The 18574-nt window shown below is 72.4% G+C and carries 24 protein-coding genes; 6 read left to right on the top strand and 18 right to left on the bottom strand.

Annotated features, from left to right (window positions below):
• Window positions 1–10 precede the first annotated feature (10 nt).
• Window positions 11–1048 carry a LacI family DNA-binding transcriptional regulator gene (locus tag ACLJQM_RS36180; RefSeq protein ID WP_247016712.1) on the top strand — a complete coding sequence of 346 codons (1038 nt, stop codon included), beginning with the start codon at window positions 11–13 and terminating at the stop codon, window positions 1046–1048.
• 171 nt (window positions 1049–1219) lie between these two features.
• Window positions 1220–2086 carry a LacI family DNA-binding transcriptional regulator gene (locus ACLJQM_RS36175; protein WP_410634811.1) on the top strand — a complete coding sequence of 289 codons (867 nt, stop codon included), beginning with the start codon at window positions 1220–1222 and terminating at the stop codon, window positions 2084–2086.
• Window positions 2087–2306: 220 nt separating this feature from the next.
• On the opposite strand, the gene ACLJQM_RS36170 is transcribed toward ACLJQM_RS36175, so the two are convergent.
• Window positions 2307–3302, bottom strand: coding sequence for a glycoside hydrolase family 76 protein (locus ACLJQM_RS36170; protein WP_410634810.1), 996 nt, complete (start codon window positions 3300–3302; stop codon window positions 2307–2309).
• Between the two features lie 51 nt (window positions 3303–3353).
• Between ACLJQM_RS36170 and ACLJQM_RS36165 the strand changes: the two genes are divergently transcribed.
• Window positions 3354–5492, top strand: a complete 2139-nt coding sequence (locus ACLJQM_RS36165; RefSeq protein ID WP_410634809.1) for a molybdopterin-dependent oxidoreductase — start codon at window positions 3354–3356, stop codon at window positions 5490–5492.
• A gap of 235 nt (window positions 5493–5727) precedes the next feature.
• Window positions 5728–6456 carry a cellulase family glycosylhydrolase gene (locus ACLJQM_RS36160; protein ID WP_410634807.1) on the top strand — a complete coding sequence of 243 codons (729 nt, stop codon included), beginning with the start codon at window positions 5728–5730 and terminating at the stop codon, window positions 6454–6456.
• On the opposite strand, the gene ACLJQM_RS36155 is transcribed toward ACLJQM_RS36160, so the two are convergent.
• The 12 genes from ACLJQM_RS36155 to ACLJQM_RS36100 all read right to left on the bottom strand — a co-directional run bounded on the left by ACLJQM_RS36155 (window position 6457) and on the right by ACLJQM_RS36100 (window position 11749).
• Window positions 6457–7113 (bottom strand): TrmH family RNA methyltransferase, encoded by a 657-nt coding sequence (locus tag ACLJQM_RS36155; protein ID WP_410634806.1) that lies wholly within the window; start codon window positions 7111–7113, stop codon window positions 6457–6459. It lies immediately after the preceding gene.
• 14 nt (window positions 7114–7127) lie between these two features.
• Window positions 7128–7520 carry a DUF2784 domain-containing protein gene (locus ACLJQM_RS36150; protein ID WP_247016699.1) on the bottom strand — a complete coding sequence of 131 codons (393 nt, stop codon included), beginning with the start codon at window positions 7518–7520 and terminating at the stop codon, window positions 7128–7130.
• Between the two features lie 111 nt (window positions 7521–7631).
• On the bottom strand, window positions 7632–7784 hold the full coding sequence (locus ACLJQM_RS36145; protein WP_360777792.1) for a hypothetical protein: 153 nt from the start codon (window positions 7782–7784) through the stop codon (window positions 7632–7634).
• Window positions 7785–7805: 21 nt separating this feature from the next.
• On the bottom strand, window positions 7806–8363 hold the full coding sequence (amaP, locus tag ACLJQM_RS36140; RefSeq protein ID WP_410634805.1) for an alkaline shock response membrane anchor protein AmaP: 558 nt from the start codon (window positions 8361–8363) through the stop codon (window positions 7806–7808).
• 37 nt (window positions 8364–8400) lie between these two features.
• The gene (locus tag ACLJQM_RS36135; RefSeq protein ID WP_410634804.1) at window positions 8401–8895 is read right to left on the bottom strand and encodes a DUF6286 domain-containing protein; all 495 of its coding nucleotides are present in this window, start codon (window positions 8893–8895) and stop codon (window positions 8401–8403) included.
• 26 nt (window positions 8896–8921) lie between these two features.
• A complete protein-coding gene (locus tag ACLJQM_RS36130) occupies window positions 8922–9209 on the bottom strand; it encodes an Asp23/Gls24 family envelope stress response protein (RefSeq protein WP_360777798.1) in 288 nt (95 codons plus the stop codon).
• Between the two features lie 15 nt (window positions 9210–9224).
• A complete protein-coding gene (locus tag ACLJQM_RS36125; RefSeq protein ID WP_086856482.1) occupies window positions 9225–9407 on the bottom strand; it encodes a hypothetical protein in 183 nt (60 codons plus the stop codon).
• Window positions 9408–9409: 2 nt separating this feature from the next.
• A complete protein-coding gene (locus ACLJQM_RS36120; RefSeq protein ID WP_247016691.1) occupies window positions 9410–9859 on the bottom strand; it encodes an Asp23/Gls24 family envelope stress response protein in 450 nt (149 codons plus the stop codon).
• Window positions 9860–9940: 81 nt separating this feature from the next.
• Window positions 9941–10261 carry a hypothetical protein gene (locus tag ACLJQM_RS36115; RefSeq protein WP_360777800.1) on the bottom strand — a complete coding sequence of 107 codons (321 nt, stop codon included), beginning with the start codon at window positions 10259–10261 and terminating at the stop codon, window positions 9941–9943.
• Window positions 10258–10620: an Asp23/Gls24 family envelope stress response protein gene (locus ACLJQM_RS36110; protein ID WP_410634801.1), complete on the bottom strand. Its 363-nt coding sequence runs from the start codon at window positions 10618–10620 to the stop codon at window positions 10258–10260. The genes ACLJQM_RS36115 and ACLJQM_RS36110 overlap by 4 nt, the downstream gene beginning before the upstream one ends.
• On the bottom strand, window positions 10617–11204 hold the full coding sequence (locus ACLJQM_RS36105) for an Asp23/Gls24 family envelope stress response protein (RefSeq protein WP_410634800.1): 588 nt from the start codon (window positions 11202–11204) through the stop codon (window positions 10617–10619). The genes ACLJQM_RS36110 and ACLJQM_RS36105 overlap by 4 nt, the downstream gene beginning before the upstream one ends.
• Window positions 11195–11749, bottom strand: coding sequence for an RNA polymerase sigma factor (locus ACLJQM_RS36100; protein ID WP_247016683.1), 555 nt, complete (start codon window positions 11747–11749; stop codon window positions 11195–11197). Before ACLJQM_RS36100 ends, ACLJQM_RS36105 begins: the two co-directional genes overlap by 10 nt.
• A gap of 161 nt (window positions 11750–11910) precedes the next feature.
• On the opposite strand from ACLJQM_RS36100, the gene ACLJQM_RS36095 reads away from it, so the two are divergent.
• Window positions 11911–12096, top strand: a complete 186-nt coding sequence (locus ACLJQM_RS36095; protein ID WP_247016681.1) for a CsbD family protein — start codon at window positions 11911–11913, stop codon at window positions 12094–12096.
• 35 nt (window positions 12097–12131) lie between these two features.
• Here ACLJQM_RS36095 and pyrE read toward each other — a convergent pair whose 3' ends face one another.
• The 4 genes from pyrE to ACLJQM_RS36075 all read right to left on the bottom strand — a co-directional run bounded on the left by pyrE (window position 12132) and on the right by ACLJQM_RS36075 (window position 16799).
• Entirely contained in the window at window positions 12132–12695 is a 564-nt protein-coding gene (gene pyrE / locus ACLJQM_RS36090; RefSeq protein WP_247016679.1) for an orotate phosphoribosyltransferase, read from the bottom strand.
• Between the two features lie 27 nt (window positions 12696–12722).
• Complete coding sequence (locus ACLJQM_RS36085; protein ID WP_410634798.1) at window positions 12723–15170, bottom strand: ABC transporter permease; 2448 nt, start codon at window positions 15168–15170, stop codon at window positions 12723–12725.
• Window positions 15170–15910, bottom strand: a complete 741-nt coding sequence (locus tag ACLJQM_RS36080; protein WP_410634797.1) for an ABC transporter ATP-binding protein — start codon at window positions 15908–15910, stop codon at window positions 15170–15172. Before ACLJQM_RS36080 ends, ACLJQM_RS36085 begins: the two co-directional genes overlap by 1 nt.
• A gap of 130 nt (window positions 15911–16040) precedes the next feature.
• Window positions 16041–16799: an SDR family NAD(P)-dependent oxidoreductase gene (locus tag ACLJQM_RS36075; protein ID WP_247016673.1), complete on the bottom strand. Its 759-nt coding sequence runs from the start codon at window positions 16797–16799 to the stop codon at window positions 16041–16043.
• A 69-nt stretch (window positions 16800–16868) separates the two neighbouring features.
• On the opposite strand from ACLJQM_RS36075, the gene ACLJQM_RS36070 reads away from it, so the two are divergent.
• Entirely contained in the window at window positions 16869–17696 is an 828-nt protein-coding gene (locus ACLJQM_RS36070; protein ID WP_410634795.1) for a hypothetical protein, read from the top strand.
• On the opposite strand, the gene ACLJQM_RS36065 is transcribed toward ACLJQM_RS36070, so the two are convergent.
• Window positions 17693–18454 carry a hypothetical protein gene (locus ACLJQM_RS36065; RefSeq protein WP_360777812.1) on the bottom strand — a complete coding sequence of 254 codons (762 nt, stop codon included), beginning with the start codon at window positions 18452–18454 and terminating at the stop codon, window positions 17693–17695. The two genes, ACLJQM_RS36070 and ACLJQM_RS36065, sit on opposite strands and share 4 nt — an antisense overlap.
• Between the last annotated feature and the right edge of the window lie 120 nt (window positions 18455–18574).

Here is an 18574-nt window from a genome sequence, read left to right as displayed (position 1 = left end):
AAGGATTGGCATGCCCCAGCCGAGGTCGTCGCGGCCGACTCAGCGCGACATCGCCGAGCTCGCCGGCGTTTCGATCACCACGGTCTCCCACGTGGTGAACGGGACGCGGGCGGTCGCCGAGGACACCAAAGCGGCCGTGCTGCGGGCGATCGAGACCACCGGTTACACCGGCGACGCGATCGCGCGTTCCCTGGTCACCGGCGGCACGCGGTCGATCGGGATGGCGATCTCGCTGGTCGCCAACCCGTACTTCGCGACGCTGATGCAGGCGATCGAGCGGGAGGCGTCGGAGCACGGGTACACCGTCCTGCTGGCCGACACGCACGACACCGCGGACACGGAGCGTGACACCGTGCGAGCCCTGCGCTCCCGGCGCGTCGACGGCCTGCTGATCACCCCGGCGCCCGGCGACGGGCCGGTGATCGGCGAGCTCGTGTCGCTGGACGTGCCGACGGTGCTCATGGACCGGCTGGCCACCCGCACCGACGTCGACCAGGTGGGTTCGGAGAACATCCAGGCGACGTCGGCCCTGACCGCGCACCTGGCGACGCTCGGGCACCGGCGGATCGGGATGATCAGCGGCGCGCCCGGGTTGTCGACGAGCGAGGAGCGGGTGCTCGGCTACCGGCTGGGGCTGGGGCGATCCGGGCTCACCTGGTCGTCCGAGCTCGTGGCCTGCGGAAACTCGTCGCGAGAGGGCGGTGCGCTGGCGTTGAGCACGCTGCTGGCGCTGCCCGAGCCGCCGACCGCGCTGGTCGTCGGGAACGACAGCATGATGGTCGGTGTGCTGCACGCGGCCCGGCAGCGCGGGCTGCGGATCGGGCGCGACCTGCCGGTGGTGGTCTACGACGACGTCGAGTGGGCGGACCTGGTCGACCCGCCGCTGACGACGATGGCGCAGCCCATCGAGGAGATCGGCCGCCAGGCGGTCCGGCTGCTGCTGGCCCGCATCAACGACCCGGCCCGCAAGGCCGAGACGGTCCGGCTGGCACCCACTCTGCGTCACCGTGAGTCGTGCGGCTGCCCACCGGTTCACTCACATCAGTGATTCTGGAGTTTTGACGTCATCTCGCGGGCGTTCAGCGGATACCTTTCGGCTGAGTGTCTGAGAGGCCGTCACCAATCCGACCGGAAGTAGGCGGATACGGACCGCGACCGAGCTGCACCAGGCGCCGGTTTCCGCCGTGGCTGCGGCGGATTGGTGACGAAACGGCAGAGTATGACCGCACTTTCGCCAGACCTCCGGTTGTGGGACCCCCCGGTCACCTACCGGATCGGCGTCGCGATGGGTGTGCACGCGAACCCCTACTCAGGTGAGCTGCTGCGCTCGATCAGGGCAGCCGCCGCCCACGAGGGCTGCGACGTTGTGCTGGCGGACACCGACGACTCGGTCAGCGAAGAAGCCGCGCTGGTCCGCGCCCTGCGCGCGGACCTGGTCGACGGCGTGCTGCTGGTCCCCTCGGCCGGCGACGAAGCGGTGGTCAACGGGCTGGTCCGGATGGGCGTGCCGACGGTGCTGCTGGACCGGGTGGCCGCGCGCAACGACGTCGACCAGGTGGGCACGGAGAACGTGCACGCGGTGGCGTCGCTGGTCCGCCACCTGACCGAGCGGCGGCACCGCAAGATCGGCTTGATCTCGGGCGACGAGAGCCAGGAGGTCAACCGCGAACGCGTCCGCGGCTACCGCCTGGGCCTGGAGCAGTCGGGCCTGCGCTTCAACCGCGAGCTGGTGGAGAGCGGCTTTTCGAACTCCGGCGGCGCGGCCCGCGCGACAGCGAAGCTCCTGGACGGCTGGCCCTCCCCGACGGCACTGGTGGTGGCGGACGAGTCGATGCTGGTGGGCGTCCAGTACGAGGCCCACCGCCGCGGCATCCACATCGGCTCGGAACTGGCGGTGGTGGGGTACGGCGACATGGACTGGGCCCGCCGCGTGAGCCCGGCGGTGACGACGCTGGCGCAGCCGGTGTCGGACATGGCCCGCCGCGCGGTGCAGCTGCTGATGTCGAGGATGGCGGACCCGGACCGGCCCCCGGAGTCGGTGTGGCTGACCCCGAGGTTCCTGCACGGCGCTTCCTGCGGCTGCTGATTCACGGGCGCGGTCCGGCCGGCCGATCCGAGTCCGCCGAGGTGTCCAGCGCCGAGTCGCTGCGCCTCGGCGCCTTGACCACGACCCTGCCGATCTTGACCAGGATGGGCCGGTCGTACCGGTAACTGAGCCACACCAAGATGACCAGCCCCGGAGACAGAAGACTTTGTCGAACGCCGGCATACCCGGGCGGCGAGTCGACCTCCAGCGTTTAAACCGGTCAGAGCGTCGCCGCGGCCTCCAGCAGCATCCAGCCGCCCACCTGGACCGACATGTCGCGCTCGGGCGCGTCCTCAGGCAGGGGCCATAGCGTCGGGCGGTCCCAGTACGCGCTGAACACCCGACCCTCCGGTGCGTCGTAAGCCCCCGACCAGCACGCCTCCGCCGACGTCAGCACCAACGACCGTGCCGTCGCGGCCTCCGGGCCCGGCAACGACCGGGCCGCCAACGCCAGGTACCGCGCCAGGATCGCCGCGAACAACCCGCCGTCGCCGCCGCCCTGGCCGCGGATCACGCCGCCGGGGGCGCAGTGCTCGGCCACCGCCCGGACCGTCCGCGCCGCATTGTCCATTGAGGACAGCTCCAGGCAAGCCCCGAGGTAAACCCCTTGGCAGTACGTGAAGATGTGCTTGACCAGCTCACCCGTGTCCGCCCGGATCCCGTCCCACACCAAGCCCGTGGCCGGATCGACCAAAGTGGACGAAAGCCAGTCGAGCATCGCGCCGGCACGGGCAGGATTGCCCGACCGCGCGTGGAAGATCGCCGCTGGGCCGTTCGCGGGGGCGTTCTTGAAGTCGTCGCCGCGGCGCCACCAGATCCCGCCGCCGGCCGCCGCTGTCCAGCCCGACAGCAGCTGCGTGTCGATCGCCGCCAGGGCCGGGCCCACCTCGATGCCCAGCGGGGCCACCCGTTGCAGTGCGAGGCCGAGCCACGCGATGTCGTCGTAGTAGTCGTTGGTCCACCGGCCGAAGTTGCGCAGCCGCACCGAACGGACGAACGCGCGGATCCGGGCCAGCCGCTCCGGCGCAGGTGCCCGCAGCTGCGCGTCGACGAGGGTGTCCAGCAGGTGGGCCTGCCACCAGTAGTTCCAATGCCAGTGCAGCCGCTGGCCGAACGCGGGTGGCCAGCCGCTGCGGCCGAGGGCCGTGCCGGGCAGGCCCCACACCCGGCTCAGGTGGCGCGCTGTCACCGCGCGTTCGGCGGCCGAAACGTCCATGTCGCAATCGTGCCTTGCCACTCCACATACCGCTCGGTATGTTGAGTGGCCATGACGACCGCTCACGTCACCTGCCCGCTGTGCGAAGCCACCTGCGGCCTCGATGTCACGCTCGACGCGAACCGGCAGGTCACCCGCGTGCGGGGGGACGAGCTGGACGTCTTCTCGAAGGGCTACATCTGTCCCAAGGGCGCCTCACTCGGCGCGCTGCACCACGACCCCGACCGGCTGACCGCGCCGCTGCTCAAGCGCGACGGCGAATTCGTCGAAGTCAGCTGGCAGGAGGCCTACGACGAGATCGCCCGGCGGCTCCCGCCGATCCTCGAGGAGCACGGCCGGGACGCCGTCGCCGTGTACGCGGGCAACCCCGGCGTGCACAACATCGCGCTGACGCTCTACGGCCGCGTGCTCTACAAAGCGCTGGGCACCAAGAACTTCTACAGCGCGACGTCGGTCGACCAGATGCCGAAGCACTACTCCGCCGGCACCATGTTCGGCGATCCGCTCGCCATCCCCGTGCCCGACCTCGACCGCACGAAGCACCTGCTGATCCTCGGCGCCAACCCGCTGGTCTCGAACGGCAGCCTGATGACCGCGCCGGACGTCCGCGGGCGGCTGCGCGGGATCCGGGCGCGCGGCGGCAAGATCGTCGTCGTCGATCCGCGGCGCACGCGCACCGCCGCGTTCGCCGACGAGCACCACGCGATCCGCCCCGGCACCGACGCGTTGCTGCTGTTCGCGCTGGTCAACGTGCTCTTCGCGGAGAACCGGGTCCGGCCGCGAAAGCTCGAAGCACACCTCAACGGCCTTGACGACGTCCGCGAGCTGGCCCGGCCGTTCACCCCCGATGCCGTCGCCCCGCGCACCGGCATCGACGCCGACGAGATCCGCAGGCTCGCGCGAGAGCTGGCCGACGCCGAGAACGCCGTGGTCTACGGCCGGATCGGCACCACGACGCAGGCCTTCGGCACCGTCGCGAGCTGGCTGGTCGACGTCCTCAACGTCCTCACCGGCAACCTCGACGAGCCCGGCGGCGCGATGTTCCCGCTGGCCGCCTGCCAGCCGACCGGGAACCGGCGGCCGTTCGCCGTCGGGCGCTGGCGCAGCCGCGTGCGCGGGTACCCCGAGGTCGTCGGCGAACTGCCGGTCGCCACGCTCGCCGACGAGATCGAAACCCCCGGCGAGGGCCAGGTCCGCGCGCTGATCACGGTCAGCGGCAACCCGTGCCTGAGCACGCCGAACGCCGGGCGGCTCGCAAGCGCGCTCGAAAGCCTCGACTTCATGATCTCCGTCGACGTCTACCTCAACGAGACGTCACGCCAGGCCGACGTCATCCTGCCCGGCCCGTCCCCCCTCGAACGCCCGCACTTCGACCTGGCCTTCTACCAGCTGTCGGTGCGCAACGTCGCCAACTGGACGCCGGCGACGCTGCCCTCGGCGCTGCCCCAGGAGTGGGAGACGATGCTGCGGCTCACCGGCATCGTCACCGGTCAGGGCCCCGAGGCGGACGTCGCCGCGCTCGACGACTTCGTCGCCGCCGACGTCGCCCGCCGCGCCAAGCTCGAAGTCACCCACGACCGCACCGGCCCCGCCCGGCTGGTCGACCTGATGCTGCGCGCCGGCCCCTACGACGTCACGCTGGCCGACCTCGAAGCGGCGCCGCACGGCATGGACTTCGGACCGCTGGAGCCGCGGATCCCGGAGGTGCTGTGCACCGCGTCCGGCCGGATCGAGCTGGCGCCGGAACCGATCGTCGCCGACGTCCCGCGCCTGCGCGCCGAGCTGGCGAAGCCACTGGACGACGGCCTGGTGCTGATCGGACGGCGGCACCTGAGCTCGAACAACTCGTGGATGCACAACCTCGAACCGCTGGTCCGCGGCGGCAACCGCTGCACCGTGCAGGTCCACCCCGCCGATGCGGCCCGCCTCGGCCTCACCGACGGCGGCCTCGCGGCGGTGACGTCCCGCGCCGGCAAGCTCGAAGTGCCGGTCGAAATCACCGACGAGGTCCGCCCGGGCGTGATCAGCATCCCGCACGGCTGGGGCCACGACGTCGAGGGCGCGCGGACGCGGGTCGCGCGCGCGAATCCGGGCGTCAACTCCAACCTGGTCGCCGACGAAACGCTGCTCGACGTGCCGTCCGGGACGTCGGTGCTGAACGGCATCCCGGTGGAGGTCGCGCCGGCATGACCCGTCGTCTGCACGCCGTCATGATCGCGATCCTCGCCGCCGCCCTGCTCACGGTCCCCCAAGCGGCCGCTGCCACGAACGCCTTCCGCGGCGTGAACTGGGCGGACGCCGCGACAACTACGTCGACGGCTGGGTCATCCCGACCGGCCTCACCGCCGGCGACAGCTACGACACCGTCCGCACAAAGGCGGACGGCATCCTCACCGGCTTCCAGCAGCAGCTCGGCGCGAACACCGTGCGGCTGCCGATCAACCCGCAGAGCGTGAACTCGGACTGGTGGGCGCGCTACAAGGGAGCGGCCGATTCCGCGCTGGCGCACGGCATGAAGGTCGTCTTCGGCTACTGGGAAGCGAACAAGGACGGTTTCGTCGACGACGTGACCGCGTGGAACACCATGTGGGACCGCGTCACCGCCGACTACGGCGGCACCAGCGCCGTCTACTTCGAGCCGATGAACGAGCCGTTCGGCTACAGCCTCAGCGCCTGGGTTTCGCTCTGCTCGACGTGGCTTTCCCGGCACTCGGCCGTCCCCCGCGGCCGGGTCCTGATCAGCGGCACCGGCTACAACGACAACGTCACCGGGGTCGGCGCGGCGAGCGCGTTGAGCGGAACGCTGCTGTCGCTGCACTTCTACGGCTTCTGGGCCTCGGACACCACGCGCTCGGCGTGGACGGCGAACCTGAGCAACCGGCTCGGCGCGTACTCGTCCCGGACCGTGATCGACGAGGCGGGCGCGCCGATGACGACCAGGCTCGACTACTCGGCGGGCCACCAGGACGGCAACACCTTCACCGCGTACTTCGCCGCCACCACGGACTTGGCGCGGGCGCGGCAGCTGGGCGTCGTCTACTGGCCGGGCCTGCGCTCGGGCGACACCTATTCGATCACCCGGCAGAGCGGCGGTGGCCTCGCGACGAACAACGCGTCCGGCGTCGTGCAGCTGCGCTGGGGCTGGGGGCTGTAACTACCAGGCCGTGCTCAGGTCGGCGTGCCGGCGGACCCAGGCGTGCATGACGATCCCGGCCGCGACGCCCGCGTTGATCGACCGGGTGGTGCCGAACTGGGCGATCGACACGACCAGTGACGCGGCTTCCTGCGCCGGCTCGGACAGCCCGGGGCCTTCCTGACCGAAGAGCAGCACGCACTCGCGCGGGATGTCGGCCGTCTCGACGGGCTGCGACCCCGGCGTGTTGTCCACCGCGACGACGGCCAGGCCGTGCTCGGCGGCGTACGTCACGAGCCCGGTGACCTCGTCGTGGTGGCGGAGGTGCTGGTAGCGGTCGGTCACCATGGCGCCGCGCCGGTTCCAGCGCCGCCGTCCGACGATGTGCACCTCGGCCGCGGCGAAGGCGTTGGCCGTGCGGACGACGGTGCCGATGTTGTGGTCGTGCTGGAAGTTCTCGATGGCGACGTGGAAGGGGTGCCGCCGCCGGTCCACATCGGACACGATCGCCTCGCGGCGCCAGTACCGGTAGGCGTCGACGACGTTGCGGCGGTCGCCTTCACGCAGCAGTTCCGGGTCGTAGCGCTCGTCGGTGGGCCAGTCGCCGGACCACGGGCCGACGCCGACCTCTTCGCGGCTCACCCACTCGGTGGGTCCGGCGTCGGGGGAAGTGGTCACCCCGAGATTGTCGCTCAGCCCAGGTGGACCGGGCGCGCGTGGGTTTCCCCGGCGTGCTCGCGGTCGCGCCAGCGGTGGTAGACGCCGACGTAGGAGTAGACGACCACCGCGACCGCGACGATGCCGATCGCCGGCAGCCAGGCCCGCGGGAAGACGGTGTCGTACAGGTAGTACGCGTTGAACCCGCCGGGCAGGTCACCGAGGCCCTGCTGGTGGCGGAAGTAGTTCTCGAGCGCGGTGAACGGGCACGGCACCGGCGCGACGTTCACCAGGACGCCCCAGGTCACGCCGAGCAGGTGGACGAAGATGAGCTTCGGCCAGCGCCAGGCGACGAAGCCGCCGAAACCGATCAGCACCAAGGCCAGCAGGTGGACCGCGACCGTCACGTCGGCCAGGAACTTCGCCATCACCAGCCCCCTTCACCGAACCCCCTACCAGCGACTTTACTCCGCTGATCGAGTTCGGCCGCCCTGAAGAGTGCCCCGCTGTGTGATGTTTAACCCACCGGAGCAACCCGTTCACCTGGGCGGTGACGGAGGCGTTACGCCCGGTGGGAATTCCGGCGGGCGCTTCGCGGGGTACTTGGTCGGCTCCTCGCGCGGGTACTGGTTCGGCTTTTCCCGATCGGGCTTGGTCCAGTCCGGCTGCGGCGGCGGGTCGTCCTCCTCCATGCGTCCGACGGTACGCCCGGGTCAGCGCGCCCGCGCTCCGGATTTCGCCGTCAGCCGAATTTCCAGCCGCACGGGCAGGTCCTCGACTTCGAGGGCCTGCTTGAGCCGCGGGACGGCGTGGTCGGTGATGCGTTCCCGGATGGCGGTGGCGTCGGCGTCCCGGTCGGTGGTGACGACCAGGGCGAGCTCGGGAGCGTCGCGGGGCCCGGAGAGCCAGGCGGAGGCGGCCCGGACGCCGTCGTACTCCTCGACGTCGGCGGCGACGGGGCCGGCGGCGGTACCGGAGTCGAGCACGAGGGCGCCGGTGTCGGCTTCACTCCGCCACGCGACGCTCTTCGGCCGCCGGAACGCCTGCGCGGCCAGCCACCGGAGGCAGAGGAGGCCGAGCAGCACGGCAACGGCGATCGCGACCCAGAACACCCAGGTGGGCGGCGGTGCGGCGCCGGGCACGAGGGGCGCGGCGGGGTCGAGGAGGTGAAGGCGCCCGAAGTACGTGGCGACGGCGAACCCGCCGGCCGCGAGGAGGACGAGCCCGATGAGGGCGAGCAGAGTGCGGTTGAGGGCCGCGGGCCGGTTCATCGCTCGCCTCCCCGGACTCCCGAGCGGGTGGGCTGGTTCATCGCGCTCCTCCTCGCACCCGGACCCGGACCCTCGGCGGCTCCGCCAGGCCCACCTGCTCCAACCGCCGCGAGACCGCTGTCTCCACCGCGGCGGCCAGGCCTTCCGTGTTCGTCCGGTTCGTCCGCACCTTCGCCCTCACCTTCCGCCGCCCCAGCTTCAGCGCGGCCGTCGCCACCCCGTCCACGCCCGCGGCCGTCGCGCGCAGCGACGTCCGCAGGCCGTGGCGGGTCGTGCCCGCCTCCACCCCGGCGGCCGGCGAGAGCGCCAGGACCACCGGGCGCCCCCGCAGGACCGCCGCCGCCAGGAGCACGAACCCGACCAGAACCGCTGCCCCGCCCCCGACGAGCACGGGCAGTTCGTTCCACGTCGTTTCGTGCACCCGGCCGGCGATCGCCTCGAACGACAGCACCGGCCGCTCGCCGAGCAGGCGCTGCACCAGCGCCGTCACGACCAGCGCGCACGCCGCGAGCACGACCAGCGCCGTCAGCACTGCCGGCACGCTCCGCCGCGGGCGCCTCACCGGACCCGCCGCTTCGGCTGCTCGGGCCGGGCCGGCTCGGCCGTGATGTCCACGCGCCTCGTGGTCAGGCCGGTCAGTTCCGCCGTCCGGCCGAGCAGGTGCGCCCGGACCGCCTCGGCCGTAGCCGTGATCGGGGCCGGGTACGCCAGGGGCAGCCGGATGTCCAAAGTGGTCGATTCTGCGTCCACAGTGGCCTCGGCGGTCACGTCGCCGCCGACGCCGTCCACCTCGCGGGCGGCGTGCGCGGCGATGCGCCGCACCGCCCGCGGGGCCACGGTGGTCACTCCGCGTTCCACGAGCTACCTCCGATCGCGCGCGGCGCCCACGAGGGCGGACAGGTCGAGCTTGCCGTCGAGCCAGCGCCCGGCCAGCAGGCCGAGCCCGCCGAGGACGAACACCGCCACGAACGCGCCGAAGCCGCCGAACGCGGCGGCGAAACCCAGCGCCAGTCCGTACAACAGGCCGAGCAGTGTCGCGTTCATCGTCAGCGCACCCGGTCCGAGGCGACCGGCTCGTCGTCGTCACCGGGCAGGTGGACGTCGTTGACGTTGATGTTCACCTCGACGACCTCGAGCCCGGTCATCTGCTCGATCGCGGTGATCACGTTGCGGCGCACCGCCCGCGCGAGGTCGGCGATCGCGACGCCGTACTCGACCAGGAGCTGCAGGTCGACCGCCGCCTGCTTTTCGCCGACCTCGACCGTCACGCCTTGGCCGACACTCGCGGAGGCGCCCGGGATGCGGTCGCGGATGGCGCTCAGCGCGCGGGCCGCGCCGCCGCCGAGGTCGTACACGCCGGTGACCTCGCGGGCGGCGAGCCCGGCGATCTTCTGGACGACGGTGTCGGCGATGGTGGTGGTGCCCTGCTTGGTGACGAGGGCGCTCTCGGTGGTGGCGGTGGTGGCCACGGTGTTCTTCTCGGCCGTCGCGGTCATGGGGTCCTCCCTGGATGTCCTCTGCCTCAAGGCTTTTCGCCTGGTTCGTAGGTAAGGACCCAGCGGAGGGGAGATCGTCACTTACCCTTTCGTGTGACGTGGGTCTCCGGCGAACGCGGCGCCGTCGAGGTCGGTGACGACCAGCCGCAGACGCGCTCCCTCCCATTCCGTCCCCGCCAGCACCGGGCGCACGAGCTCCGCCGCGCGGTCCAGCAGCGGGGGGATCGGCAGCCGGGTCGCGATCAGGCGGATCTGGACGACGTCGGCCGAAAGGTCGACGGCCATGCCTTCCCAGTCGACCGGCAACCACGTCGTCCCCGGGGAAACCGGCGTCGCCGGGCGGAGGCCGTCGATCTCCTTCAGCGCGCCGACGATCTTCTCGACGGCTTCGTCCGCGGTCACCGGGACGCCGGCTCGATGTCCATGATGGACACCGACACCTCGTCGACGACCAAACCGGTCTGCTCGGCGACGAACCGGGTCACCGAGCGCTGGACCGCACGGCCGACCGCCGCCGCCTGGTCCGCCCCCGCGGTGACCAGGTCGACGTGGACCGTCACCCGGCCGTCCGCGGTGCGGACCCGGACGCCGTCCGCCGGCGCCGGGTCGAGCCCCTTCCAGCGCTGGCGCGCCGCGCGCGTCCACGCCGTCACCAGACCGCGCAGGCCCGGCTCGAGACGCACCACCCCCGGCGTGGCGATCGCCGCCCGTGCCGCCACGCTCGCGATCACCGGATCGGCGACCACGTAGTCAACGCTCATTCCCCTGGCTCCCCGACCGTGTCTTCCTCGACGGTGTCTTCCTCGAAGATGTCGTCCACGAGCAGGTCGAGCTTCGCCAGCGTCAGGCCCACCCGGGCCGCGGCCGCCGCGGTCACCCGCTCCCGCACCTTCGCCAACGCTTCACCGCCCGTGGCGTTCCGGAGACTCACCGCGAGGGTGAGGTCGACTTCGACCACCCCGTCGGCGCCGGTGCGCACGCGGCAGCGCCGCGCCCGGACGCCGTCGACCGTGTCGGCCGCGTACCGCAGCACCGCCGCCACCGCCTGCTCGCTGACCTCGACGAACCCGGGTTCCGGGGTCGGCAGCCGCACCATCCGGTCGCGCCGCACCTCGGCCCGCACGGCCGACATGATCCGGCCGAACAGGTCCGGCGACGGCACGTCGTCCTCGGCCACCAGTTCCGTGGTGGCTTCGCGCAGGGCCAGCAGGCTCTCGCGCGCGACCCGGCAGTGCGGGCAGGTCAGTTCGTGTTCGTCGGCCAGCCCGGCGCCGACCGCGTCGAGCCGGTTCCACACCTGCTCCACGTCGCGTTCGCAGGGCAGCTCGTAGTCCGTCATCGCCATGGCTTCATCACCTCCGCCAGCTGGGCCCTGGCCCGCGCGATCCGGCCGCGGACCGCAGTCGCGTTCGCGCCGACGACTTCGCCGATCTCTTCGTAGGACCGGCCGTGCACTTCGCGCAGCAGCCAGCATGCTCTCTGTTCGGGCGTCAGCTCCGCCAGTGCCGCGTTCAACGCCGCCAGCTGCCCGCTCACCTGGGCGGCCCGCTCCGGCTGCAGATCGGTCCGCGGCGACTCGGCGGCGTCCAGGTCGACGTCGGCCTGGGGCCGGCGCGCGCGGATCGCGTTGAGGCAGCGGTTCGTGGTGGCCCGGTAGAGCCAGCCGACGAACGCGGCGTCCTCGCCGAGCTGGCCGAGCTTGCGCCAGGCGTTGAGGAAGACCTCCTGCACGACGTCTTCGGCGTCCCCGCGGTGCGCGAGCATCTTCACGGCGAGCCGGAACATCGGGCCCTGGTAGCGCAGCACGAGCTGCTCGTACGCCCGCACGTCGCCATCTCGCGCGCGGCCGACGAGGGTCGCGTCGTCAAGCGGTGTGGCGGCGGTCGTCACGGCACCTCCTCTCGGGAGGAGGACACCGGCGAGCGGAAAACGTCACGCACTGATTGTCGGTGACGTGGGTCACCGGGGCGAATCCGTGACGATCACGCGCCCCGGTGGTCTTCACGGCACAGGGCGCCCCGCCGGGGTGCCACCGCAGGAGGAGGTGCCCGATGTCGTTGGGCGACAAGATCGGCAACAAGGCCGAGGAACTGGGCGGCAAGGCCAAGGAAGCGGCCGGTGACGCCACCGGGAACGAGCAGCTGCAGGCCGAGGGCCAGGCCGACCAGGCGAAGGCCGGGCTCAAGGGCGCCGTCGAGAACGTGAAGGACGCCGCCAAGGACCTGTTCAAGAAGTGAGCCGGGACCGGGGCCGCCGCGGCGGCCCCGGTCGGTCACTCGAGGCCGAGGTCGTCGAGCCCGAGGATGTACCGGTACTCGAGGCCTTCCTTCTCGATGGCCTCGCGCGCGCCGGTGTCGCGGTCGACCACCGTCACCACGCCGATCACGGTCGCGCCCGCTTCACGCAGGGCCGCGACGGCTTCGAGCACGCTACCGCCGGTCGTGGAGGTGTCCTCGACCGCCAGCACGCGCTGGCCGCGGACCTCCATGCCCTCGATGCGCCGCTGCATGCCGTGTTCCTTGACGGACTTCCGGACCACGAACGCGTCCAGCACGACGCCGTCGGTGGCCGCGGAGTGCAGCATCGCCAGCGCGACCGGGTCGGCGCCGAGGGTCAGGCCGCCGGCCGCCACGTAGTCCCAGTCCGCCGTCAGCTGGCGCAGGAGCTTGCCGATCAGCGGCGCGGCCGCGTGGTGCAGCGTCGCCCGCCGGAGATCGATGTAGTAGTCGGCTTCCTTGCCGGACGCCAGGGTCACTTTTCCGTGCACCACGGAAAGATCGGTGACCAGCCTGGCCAGTTCGAGTTTCGCCGCTTGATCCAACCCGGGGTTCGCCACGGCCGAGAGTCTTACACACGCCCGTTCTCACTCCCCGATCGATGTGGCGTCGACCGCACGCCCGCGCGTCGCCGCCCAGGCCGGGACGAGGATCGCGACGAGCGCGAGCACGACGGCGATCGCGAGCACCACCAGGTAGACCGCGAGCGGTCCGGCCGGCAGCACCGAGCCGGTCACGACGAGGCAGAACGGCACGATCGCGCCGGCCGCGGTGGCCGTGCCGAGCAGCACGGCGATGGTGGCGATCAGCCCGCCTTCGACGCCCGCCATCCGCAGCACCTGGCCGCGGGTGAACCCGCTCAGCCGCTGCAGCCCGAACTCGCGGCGCCGCTTGGCCGTGGCCATCACCAGCGTGTTCACCACCGAAATCACCGTGTACGCGATGATCATCCCGACGAGCAGGTAGTTGACCCAGGCGCCGACTTCGTTGCCCTTCGCGTGCGCCGCGATCAGCGCGTCCCGGTCCCCGACGGACACCGGCAACCCGGCCGTCGCCTCGCGAAGGCGTGAAGTCAGCGTCGCCGTGTCGACGCCGTCGGCGGCGCGGACCAGCAGCTGGGGCGCGAGCCCGAGCGTGGTGTGCGGCGCCAGCAGCCCGGCGGGCAGCACGAGCTTCTCGAACCCGGCGCGCTGGCTCACGACGGCGGCCACCCGCACGTCCACCCGGGCACCGTCGCCGAGGCGCAGCGACAGCGTGTCGCCGACCTGGCGGCCGAGCGTCGCGGGCACCTCGACGGCGTTCCCGGTCAGCTCGCTGACGCCGAGCGCGGGCCAGCCGTCGTCGTCCTGGTTCGACTCGAACGGCTTCTCGATGAACACCGCGCTCGTCACGTACTCCGACGCGCCCGCGACACCCGGGGTGGAGCGCACCCGCCCCAGCACCGCCGGGTCGAGCCCGCCCGGCGCGCCGACGACCGCGTCCGCGCGCAGATCCTCGGTGTACGCCTGGTTCGAGACGGCTTCCTGGGTGGTCTGCAGGTAGATGTTGGCGGTCGCGATGCCGACCGCGAGCATGATCGGGGTGACCGCGCCCGCCGCGCGCACCGCGCCGACCCGGGTGTTGAGCAGCGCGATCCTGCCGGTGACGCCGGTGACCGCCTGCACCGGCCAGCGCAGCAGCGACGCTGTCAGCTTCGTCACGCCGGGGCTGATCGCCGCGAGGCCGAACGCCCACAGCATCACCGCCGGGCCCGCCGTGCTGGCCGCGACCGGACCGGTCATCACGGCGACCGTGACGATGGCCAGCGCCGTCCCGCCGGCGAAGCAGAGGAGCGCGGTGATCAGCCGGATCGGCGTCAGCCAGCGGCGTTCGACGGCGGCTTCGGCGAGCGCCTCGGTCGGGCGCACCTTCGACGCCCGCCGTCCGGCCACGAAGGACGCGGCCACGACGGCCAGCAGCGACGCGCCCGCGGCGACCGTCGCCGGCAGCCAGCCCTGCTCGAACCGCAGCACGTCGGGGACGACGTGGTTGGCGGCGAGCTGGTCGAACAGCCACTGCCCGAGCACCGGGCCGAGCACGACCGCGGCGGCGACCGCGAGCAGGCCGACGACGAGCGCCTCGCCGAGCACCATCCGCCGCAGCTGGCGTGGGGTCGTGCCGATCGCCCGCAGCAACGCGAGTTCGCGCTGGCGCTGCTGGGTCGAGAGCGTGAGCGTGCCCGCGACGACGAACACCATGACCATCGCCGACAGCCCGCCCGAGACGGCGGCCAGCACGATCAGGTCCTCGCCGCTCTTGTTCACCTCGGGGAACTCCAGGGCACCGCGATCGGCGCCGGTCGCCACGACCCCCGCGTCCCCGACCACCGCCGTCACCGCGGCGACGTCGCCGCCGAAGACGCCGATGGTGTCGAAGGTCCCGGGGTGTCCCGAGAGCCTCGAAGCGTCCGAGGGCGAGAAGAACACCGCGGAGTCGCGCATGGTCTCCGGTGCCTGGGCGATCCCGGACACGCGGTACTGGCCGACGACCCCGTGCGCCGCGACGGGCAGCGTGTCCCCGACGGCGAGCCCGAGCCCGGCGTCGACGACGACTTCACCGGGCCGCGGCGGCTGACCGCTGAGCGCGTACGGCGTCAGCACGGCGGAATCCCAGGCGTGCCCGAACGCGCTCGCGCTGCCGATCTGCGCCGGGAAGCTGAGCTCGCCGACGACGTCCGTGACGCCGGGGACCGCGCGCAGGCGGCCGGCCAAGGAGGCGTCGAGGCGGACGCGCTCGGGCAGGGTCGCGTTCTCGAACTTGTGCTTGTCCTCCGGGTCGAGGGTCGCCGGGTCGTCCTCGGGCAGCTTCAGCGTCTGCTGCCCGCCGACGACGATCGGCGCCGCGGCCAGGCGCTGCACCGGCGTCTCGGACCGGATGCCCGACTCCATCAGGCCACCGCACGCCGAGACGATCAGCGCGCCGAAGAACACGGCGACGAACGTCGCCAGGAAGCCGCCCTTGCGCAGGCGCAGCGTCCGCATCGCGAGGGAGAACATCAGGCCCGCACCGCCAGCCGGTCCCAGGCACCCAGGTGGGTCATCCGCTCGGCGACGGCTTCCGCGGTCGGGCGTGCGAGCCGCCCGGCGATCGAGCCGTCGGCCAGGAACACGACCTCGTCGGCGTAGGACGCGGCGACGGGGTCGTGCGTCACCATGATCACCGTCTGGCCCGACGACCGGACGGACTCGCGCAGCAGGCCGAGCACGTCGGCGGCGGTGCGGGTGTCGAGCGCGCCGGTCGGTTCGTCGGCGAACAGCACGGCGGGGTCGGTGACCAGGGCGCGCGCGATCGCGACCCGCTGCGCCTGGCCGCCGGAGAGCTGGCCGGGCAGGTGCTTGCGGCGCCCGTCGAGGCCGACGTGCGTGAGGATCCGCGCCACCAGGCGCTTGTCCGGGCGCTTCCCGGCCAGCTGCAGCGGCAGCACGACGTTCTGCTCGACGGTCAGCGCCGGCAGCAGGTTGAACGCCTGGAAGACGAACCCGACGCGGTCGCGCCGCAGCTTCGTCAGGAAGGTCTCGCTCTTGCCGTCGAGGTCCTGGCCGTCGAGCACGACGCGGCCCGACGTCGGCCGGTCGAGGCCCGCCGCGCAGTGCAGGAACGTGCTCTTGCCCGAACCGGACGGGCCCATCACCGCCGTGAAACCGCCACGCGGGAAGGAGATCGAGACCCCGTCCAGCGCGACCACACCGCCGTACTCCTTGCGCACGGCCTCGAGCCGAACCGCCTCAGTCGTCATGGGAAAAACGCTAGTGAGGCAGCCCCCGGACCACCCTGGTGCGAACGTGCGTCTTCGAGGTGGGGGCAGCCCTACCGCGTCACTTTCCCCAGGAAAGCTCCGTCGGAGCTTTCCTGGGGAAAGTGACGTCTCAGGTGCGGCCGCGACCGCCGCTGATCCGTCGCAGCACCGCGCGGGGCAACAGGCCGCCGATCGCGACGACGGCCTTGTACTGCAGGCTCGGCACCGAGATCACCTTGCCGCGGCGCAGGTCCGCGAGCGCCTCGCCGACCACCTGTTCGACACCCAGCCAGGCGATTTTCGGGCCGGGTTTGCCGATCCCCGCCCGCTCGTGGAACTCCGTCGCCGTGAAGCCCGGGCAGAGCGCCATCATCCGGACGCCCTTGGGCAGCGACGCGGCGATGCCTTCGGTGAACGACGTGACCCAGTTCTTGCTGGCCGTGTAGGTCGAACCGCGGCCGCTGAAGAACCCGGCGACGCTGCTGACCTGGATGATTTCCCCGCGGCCGCGCTCGATCATGCCGGGCAGCACCGCCCGCGTCAGCCGCAGCACGGCGGTGACGTTGACGTCGAGCTGGCGCTGCAGCGCGTCCGGCGGGATGGTCCAGAAGTCGCCGTTCAGGCCGAACCCGGCGTTGTTCACCAGCAGGTCGACCGGCCCGGCGGCGAGCCGCTCCTCGACCGCGGCCCGTCCGTCCACTTCGGACAGATCGGCGGCGAGCACTTCGACGGCGACCCCGTGCTTTTCCCGCAGCTCAGCGGCGTACGCCTCCAGCCGCGCGGTGTCGCGGGCGACGAGCACCAGGTCGTACTTCTCGGCGGCGAGCGTGCGCGCGAACTGCGCGCCAATGCCCGCCGTGGCACCGGTTATGAGAGCGGTGGTGGTCATGTGGGTGAACATACCCGCTGGTCACGGGCAGACATGCGTTCGAGCCGACGGGGAAGTATGGTCCGGCGCATGGGTAAGCACAGCAAGCGGAAAAGCGGCTACCTGCCCAAAGTCGCCGCCGGTGCGGCGCCCGTCGCACTGCTCTTCGCGGCCCCCGCCGCCGCCTTGGCGAGCCCCACCGACGTCACCCTGCCGCTGAACGGCATCTCGTTGCCCGTCGACCACCAGCACGCCGGGCAGCTCGACGGCGACGGCCTCACCGCGGGCCGCCGCGACGTCTTCGGCAAGCGGGTCGGCGAAGCCCGGTTCCTCGCCGACGTCGGGGAGGCCGCGGGCGCCGGTTCGTCCGGTGCCTTCGCGAGCCGGGCCGGCCGCCAGGACGTCGGGATCGGCCAGGCCGTCGTGACCGCCGGCGACGAGCAGCGCCTGGCCGGCTCGCCCGCGCCCGCGCGGCTCGGCACGAGCGACAGCGCGCACCACGGCGTCCTGCTGGGCAACGGCGTCGACGTGCTGAGCGAGCACGCCGAGCAGGTCGACACCGGGCTGAGCCCCACCGGGCGGTTCGCCGGCGACCTCACCGGCGGGCTCGCCGTGCGCCGCTCGTCCGGGCAGGCCGTCGACCTCGGCCGGCTCGGCGCCGTCGGCACGTCGTCGGAGCAGCACGCGAGCGGGCAGTTCGCCGGCGACCTCGACCTCGGCCAGCAGCACGAGGTGGGCGGTCAGCTCGGCCCGGCCGGCGGCCTGGTGAAGGTGTCGCACGACCTTTCGGCCGGCTCGATCAGCGGCGACCTCGGCGTCGACCGCGTGGTCCACGTCCAGGGCGGGGCGGCCACCGTGCGGGGCACCCTCACCCCGTCGTTCTCGGGCAGCCTGTTCGACCGCCCGCTGAACCCCTAGTCCTGCTGCGTCGGCTCGGCGGGCGGCTGCTGGACCGGCGTCCCGGCGGCCGGGGTGGCGGGCGGGGTCGAGCCCGGGGTCGGGATGGGCGCACTCGCCTGGTGGCGGCCCGCGTCGTAGTCCTCGTCGAACGGGTCGACGATGTCCGCGATCTCGCCGAGGTCGCGCAACAGCCGCTCGAGCCGCGAGGGCCCGGCGGTCGGGACGACGCTCGCGAGCACCCACTCGGCCTCGAGCCAGGCCACGCCGACGTCGCCGCCGAGCTGGTCCGCGGCGTCGACGAGCTCCTGGGTGATCACCGCGCGGGCACCGTCGGCGTCGTCCGCGAAGGCGTAGCGTGAGCCGATCGGGCCGAGCATCTCGGGCATGTCGGCGCGCTGGAAGGGCACGCTGGACAGCCACATCTCGATCGGGATCCGGTGCTTCTTGTTGCAGCGCACGGCGACGACGACGGCCGGGATCTGCCCCTCGGACTCGATGTCGAAGATGAACACGGGCCGGCGGCCGTCGGAGGTGAAGGTCGACCCCGCGACGACGTTGACGGCGGCGTCCGCGCCGAAGTAGCCGATCGCGCCGTTGGACCACTGCTGCGGCAGCCGTTCGTCCTCCTCGACGAACTGCCAGCCGCGCAACTGAGCCCAGCGCATGCGCTCGCGGTTGCGCGAGCCCTCCTTCGCCCGGTCGGCCGCGAGCAGCCCGAGGCCGGCCACCAGGGCGACGGCCGCGATGACGAACCAGATCCACGCCGGAATACCCACGACGTGCAGGGTATCGCCTGCTAGGCCGAAGAGCTGATGGCCGGTACCCGTGTCGCCGGGCCCATTCGGATCAAATCCCCGCGCCGAGTCGACAAATCTCTACAGTGGACGCCCGTCCTC

Origin of the sequence: Amycolatopsis sp. cmx-4-83, from assembly GCF_046548815.1 — a bacterium.
Classification (GTDB): Bacteria; Actinomycetota; Actinomycetes; order Mycobacteriales; family Pseudonocardiaceae; genus Amycolatopsis; species Amycolatopsis pretoriensis_A.
Note: the sequence above shows the minus strand (reverse complement) of the source record. Positions and strands in the feature narration are given on the sequence as shown.

What these genes read in the sequence shown, in the direction of transcription:
- ACLJQM_RS36180 (WP_247016712.1), top strand. Translation starts at nt 11, where the DNA reads ATGCCCCAGCCGAGGTCGTCGCGGCCGACTCAGCGCGACATCGCCGAG.
- ACLJQM_RS36175 (WP_410634811.1), top strand. Translation starts at nt 1,220, where the DNA reads ATGACCGCACTTTCGCCAGACCTCCGGTTGTGGGACCCCCCGGTCACC.
- ACLJQM_RS36170 (WP_410634810.1), bottom strand. Translation starts at nt 3,302, where the DNA reads ATGGACGTTTCGGCCGCCGAACGCGCGGTGACAGCGCGCCACCTGAGC.
- ACLJQM_RS36165 (WP_410634809.1), top strand. Translation starts at nt 3,354, where the DNA reads ATGACGACCGCTCACGTCACCTGCCCGCTGTGCGAAGCCACCTGCGGC.
- ACLJQM_RS36150 (WP_247016699.1), bottom strand. Translation starts at nt 7,520, where the DNA reads ATGGCGAAGTTCCTGGCCGACGTGACGGTCGCGGTCCACCTGCTGGCC.
- ACLJQM_RS36145 (WP_360777792.1), bottom strand. Translation starts at nt 7,784, where the DNA reads ATGGAGGAGGACGACCCGCCGCCGCAGCCGGACTGGACCAAGCCCGAT.
- amaP (WP_410634805.1), bottom strand. Translation starts at nt 8,363, where the DNA reads ATGAACCGGCCCGCGGCCCTCAACCGCACTCTGCTCGCCCTCATCGGG.
- ACLJQM_RS36125 (WP_086856482.1), bottom strand. Translation starts at nt 9,407, where the DNA reads ATGAACGCGACACTGCTCGGCCTGTTGTACGGACTGGCGCTGGGTTTC.
- ACLJQM_RS36120 (WP_247016691.1), bottom strand. Translation starts at nt 9,859, where the DNA reads ATGACCGCGACGGCCGAGAAGAACACCGTGGCCACCACCGCCACCACC.
- ACLJQM_RS36110 (WP_410634801.1), bottom strand. Translation starts at nt 10,620, where the DNA reads ATGAGCGTTGACTACGTGGTCGCCGATCCGGTGATCGCGAGCGTGGCG.
- ACLJQM_RS36105 (WP_410634800.1), bottom strand. Translation starts at nt 11,204, where the DNA reads ATGGCGATGACGGACTACGAGCTGCCCTGCGAACGCGACGTGGAGCAG.
- ACLJQM_RS36095 (WP_247016681.1), top strand. Translation starts at nt 11,911, where the DNA reads ATGTCGTTGGGCGACAAGATCGGCAACAAGGCCGAGGAACTGGGCGGC.
- ACLJQM_RS36085 (WP_410634798.1), bottom strand. Translation starts at nt 15,170, where the DNA reads ATGTTCTCCCTCGCGATGCGGACGCTGCGCCTGCGCAAGGGCGGCTTC.
- ACLJQM_RS36080 (WP_410634797.1), bottom strand. Translation starts at nt 15,910, where the DNA reads ATGACGACTGAGGCGGTTCGGCTCGAGGCCGTGCGCAAGGAGTACGGC.
- ACLJQM_RS36075 (WP_247016673.1), bottom strand. Translation starts at nt 16,799, where the DNA reads ATGACCACCACCGCTCTCATAACCGGTGCCACGGCGGGCATTGGCGCG.
- ACLJQM_RS36070 (WP_410634795.1), top strand. Translation starts at nt 16,869, where the DNA reads ATGGGTAAGCACAGCAAGCGGAAAAGCGGCTACCTGCCCAAAGTCGCC.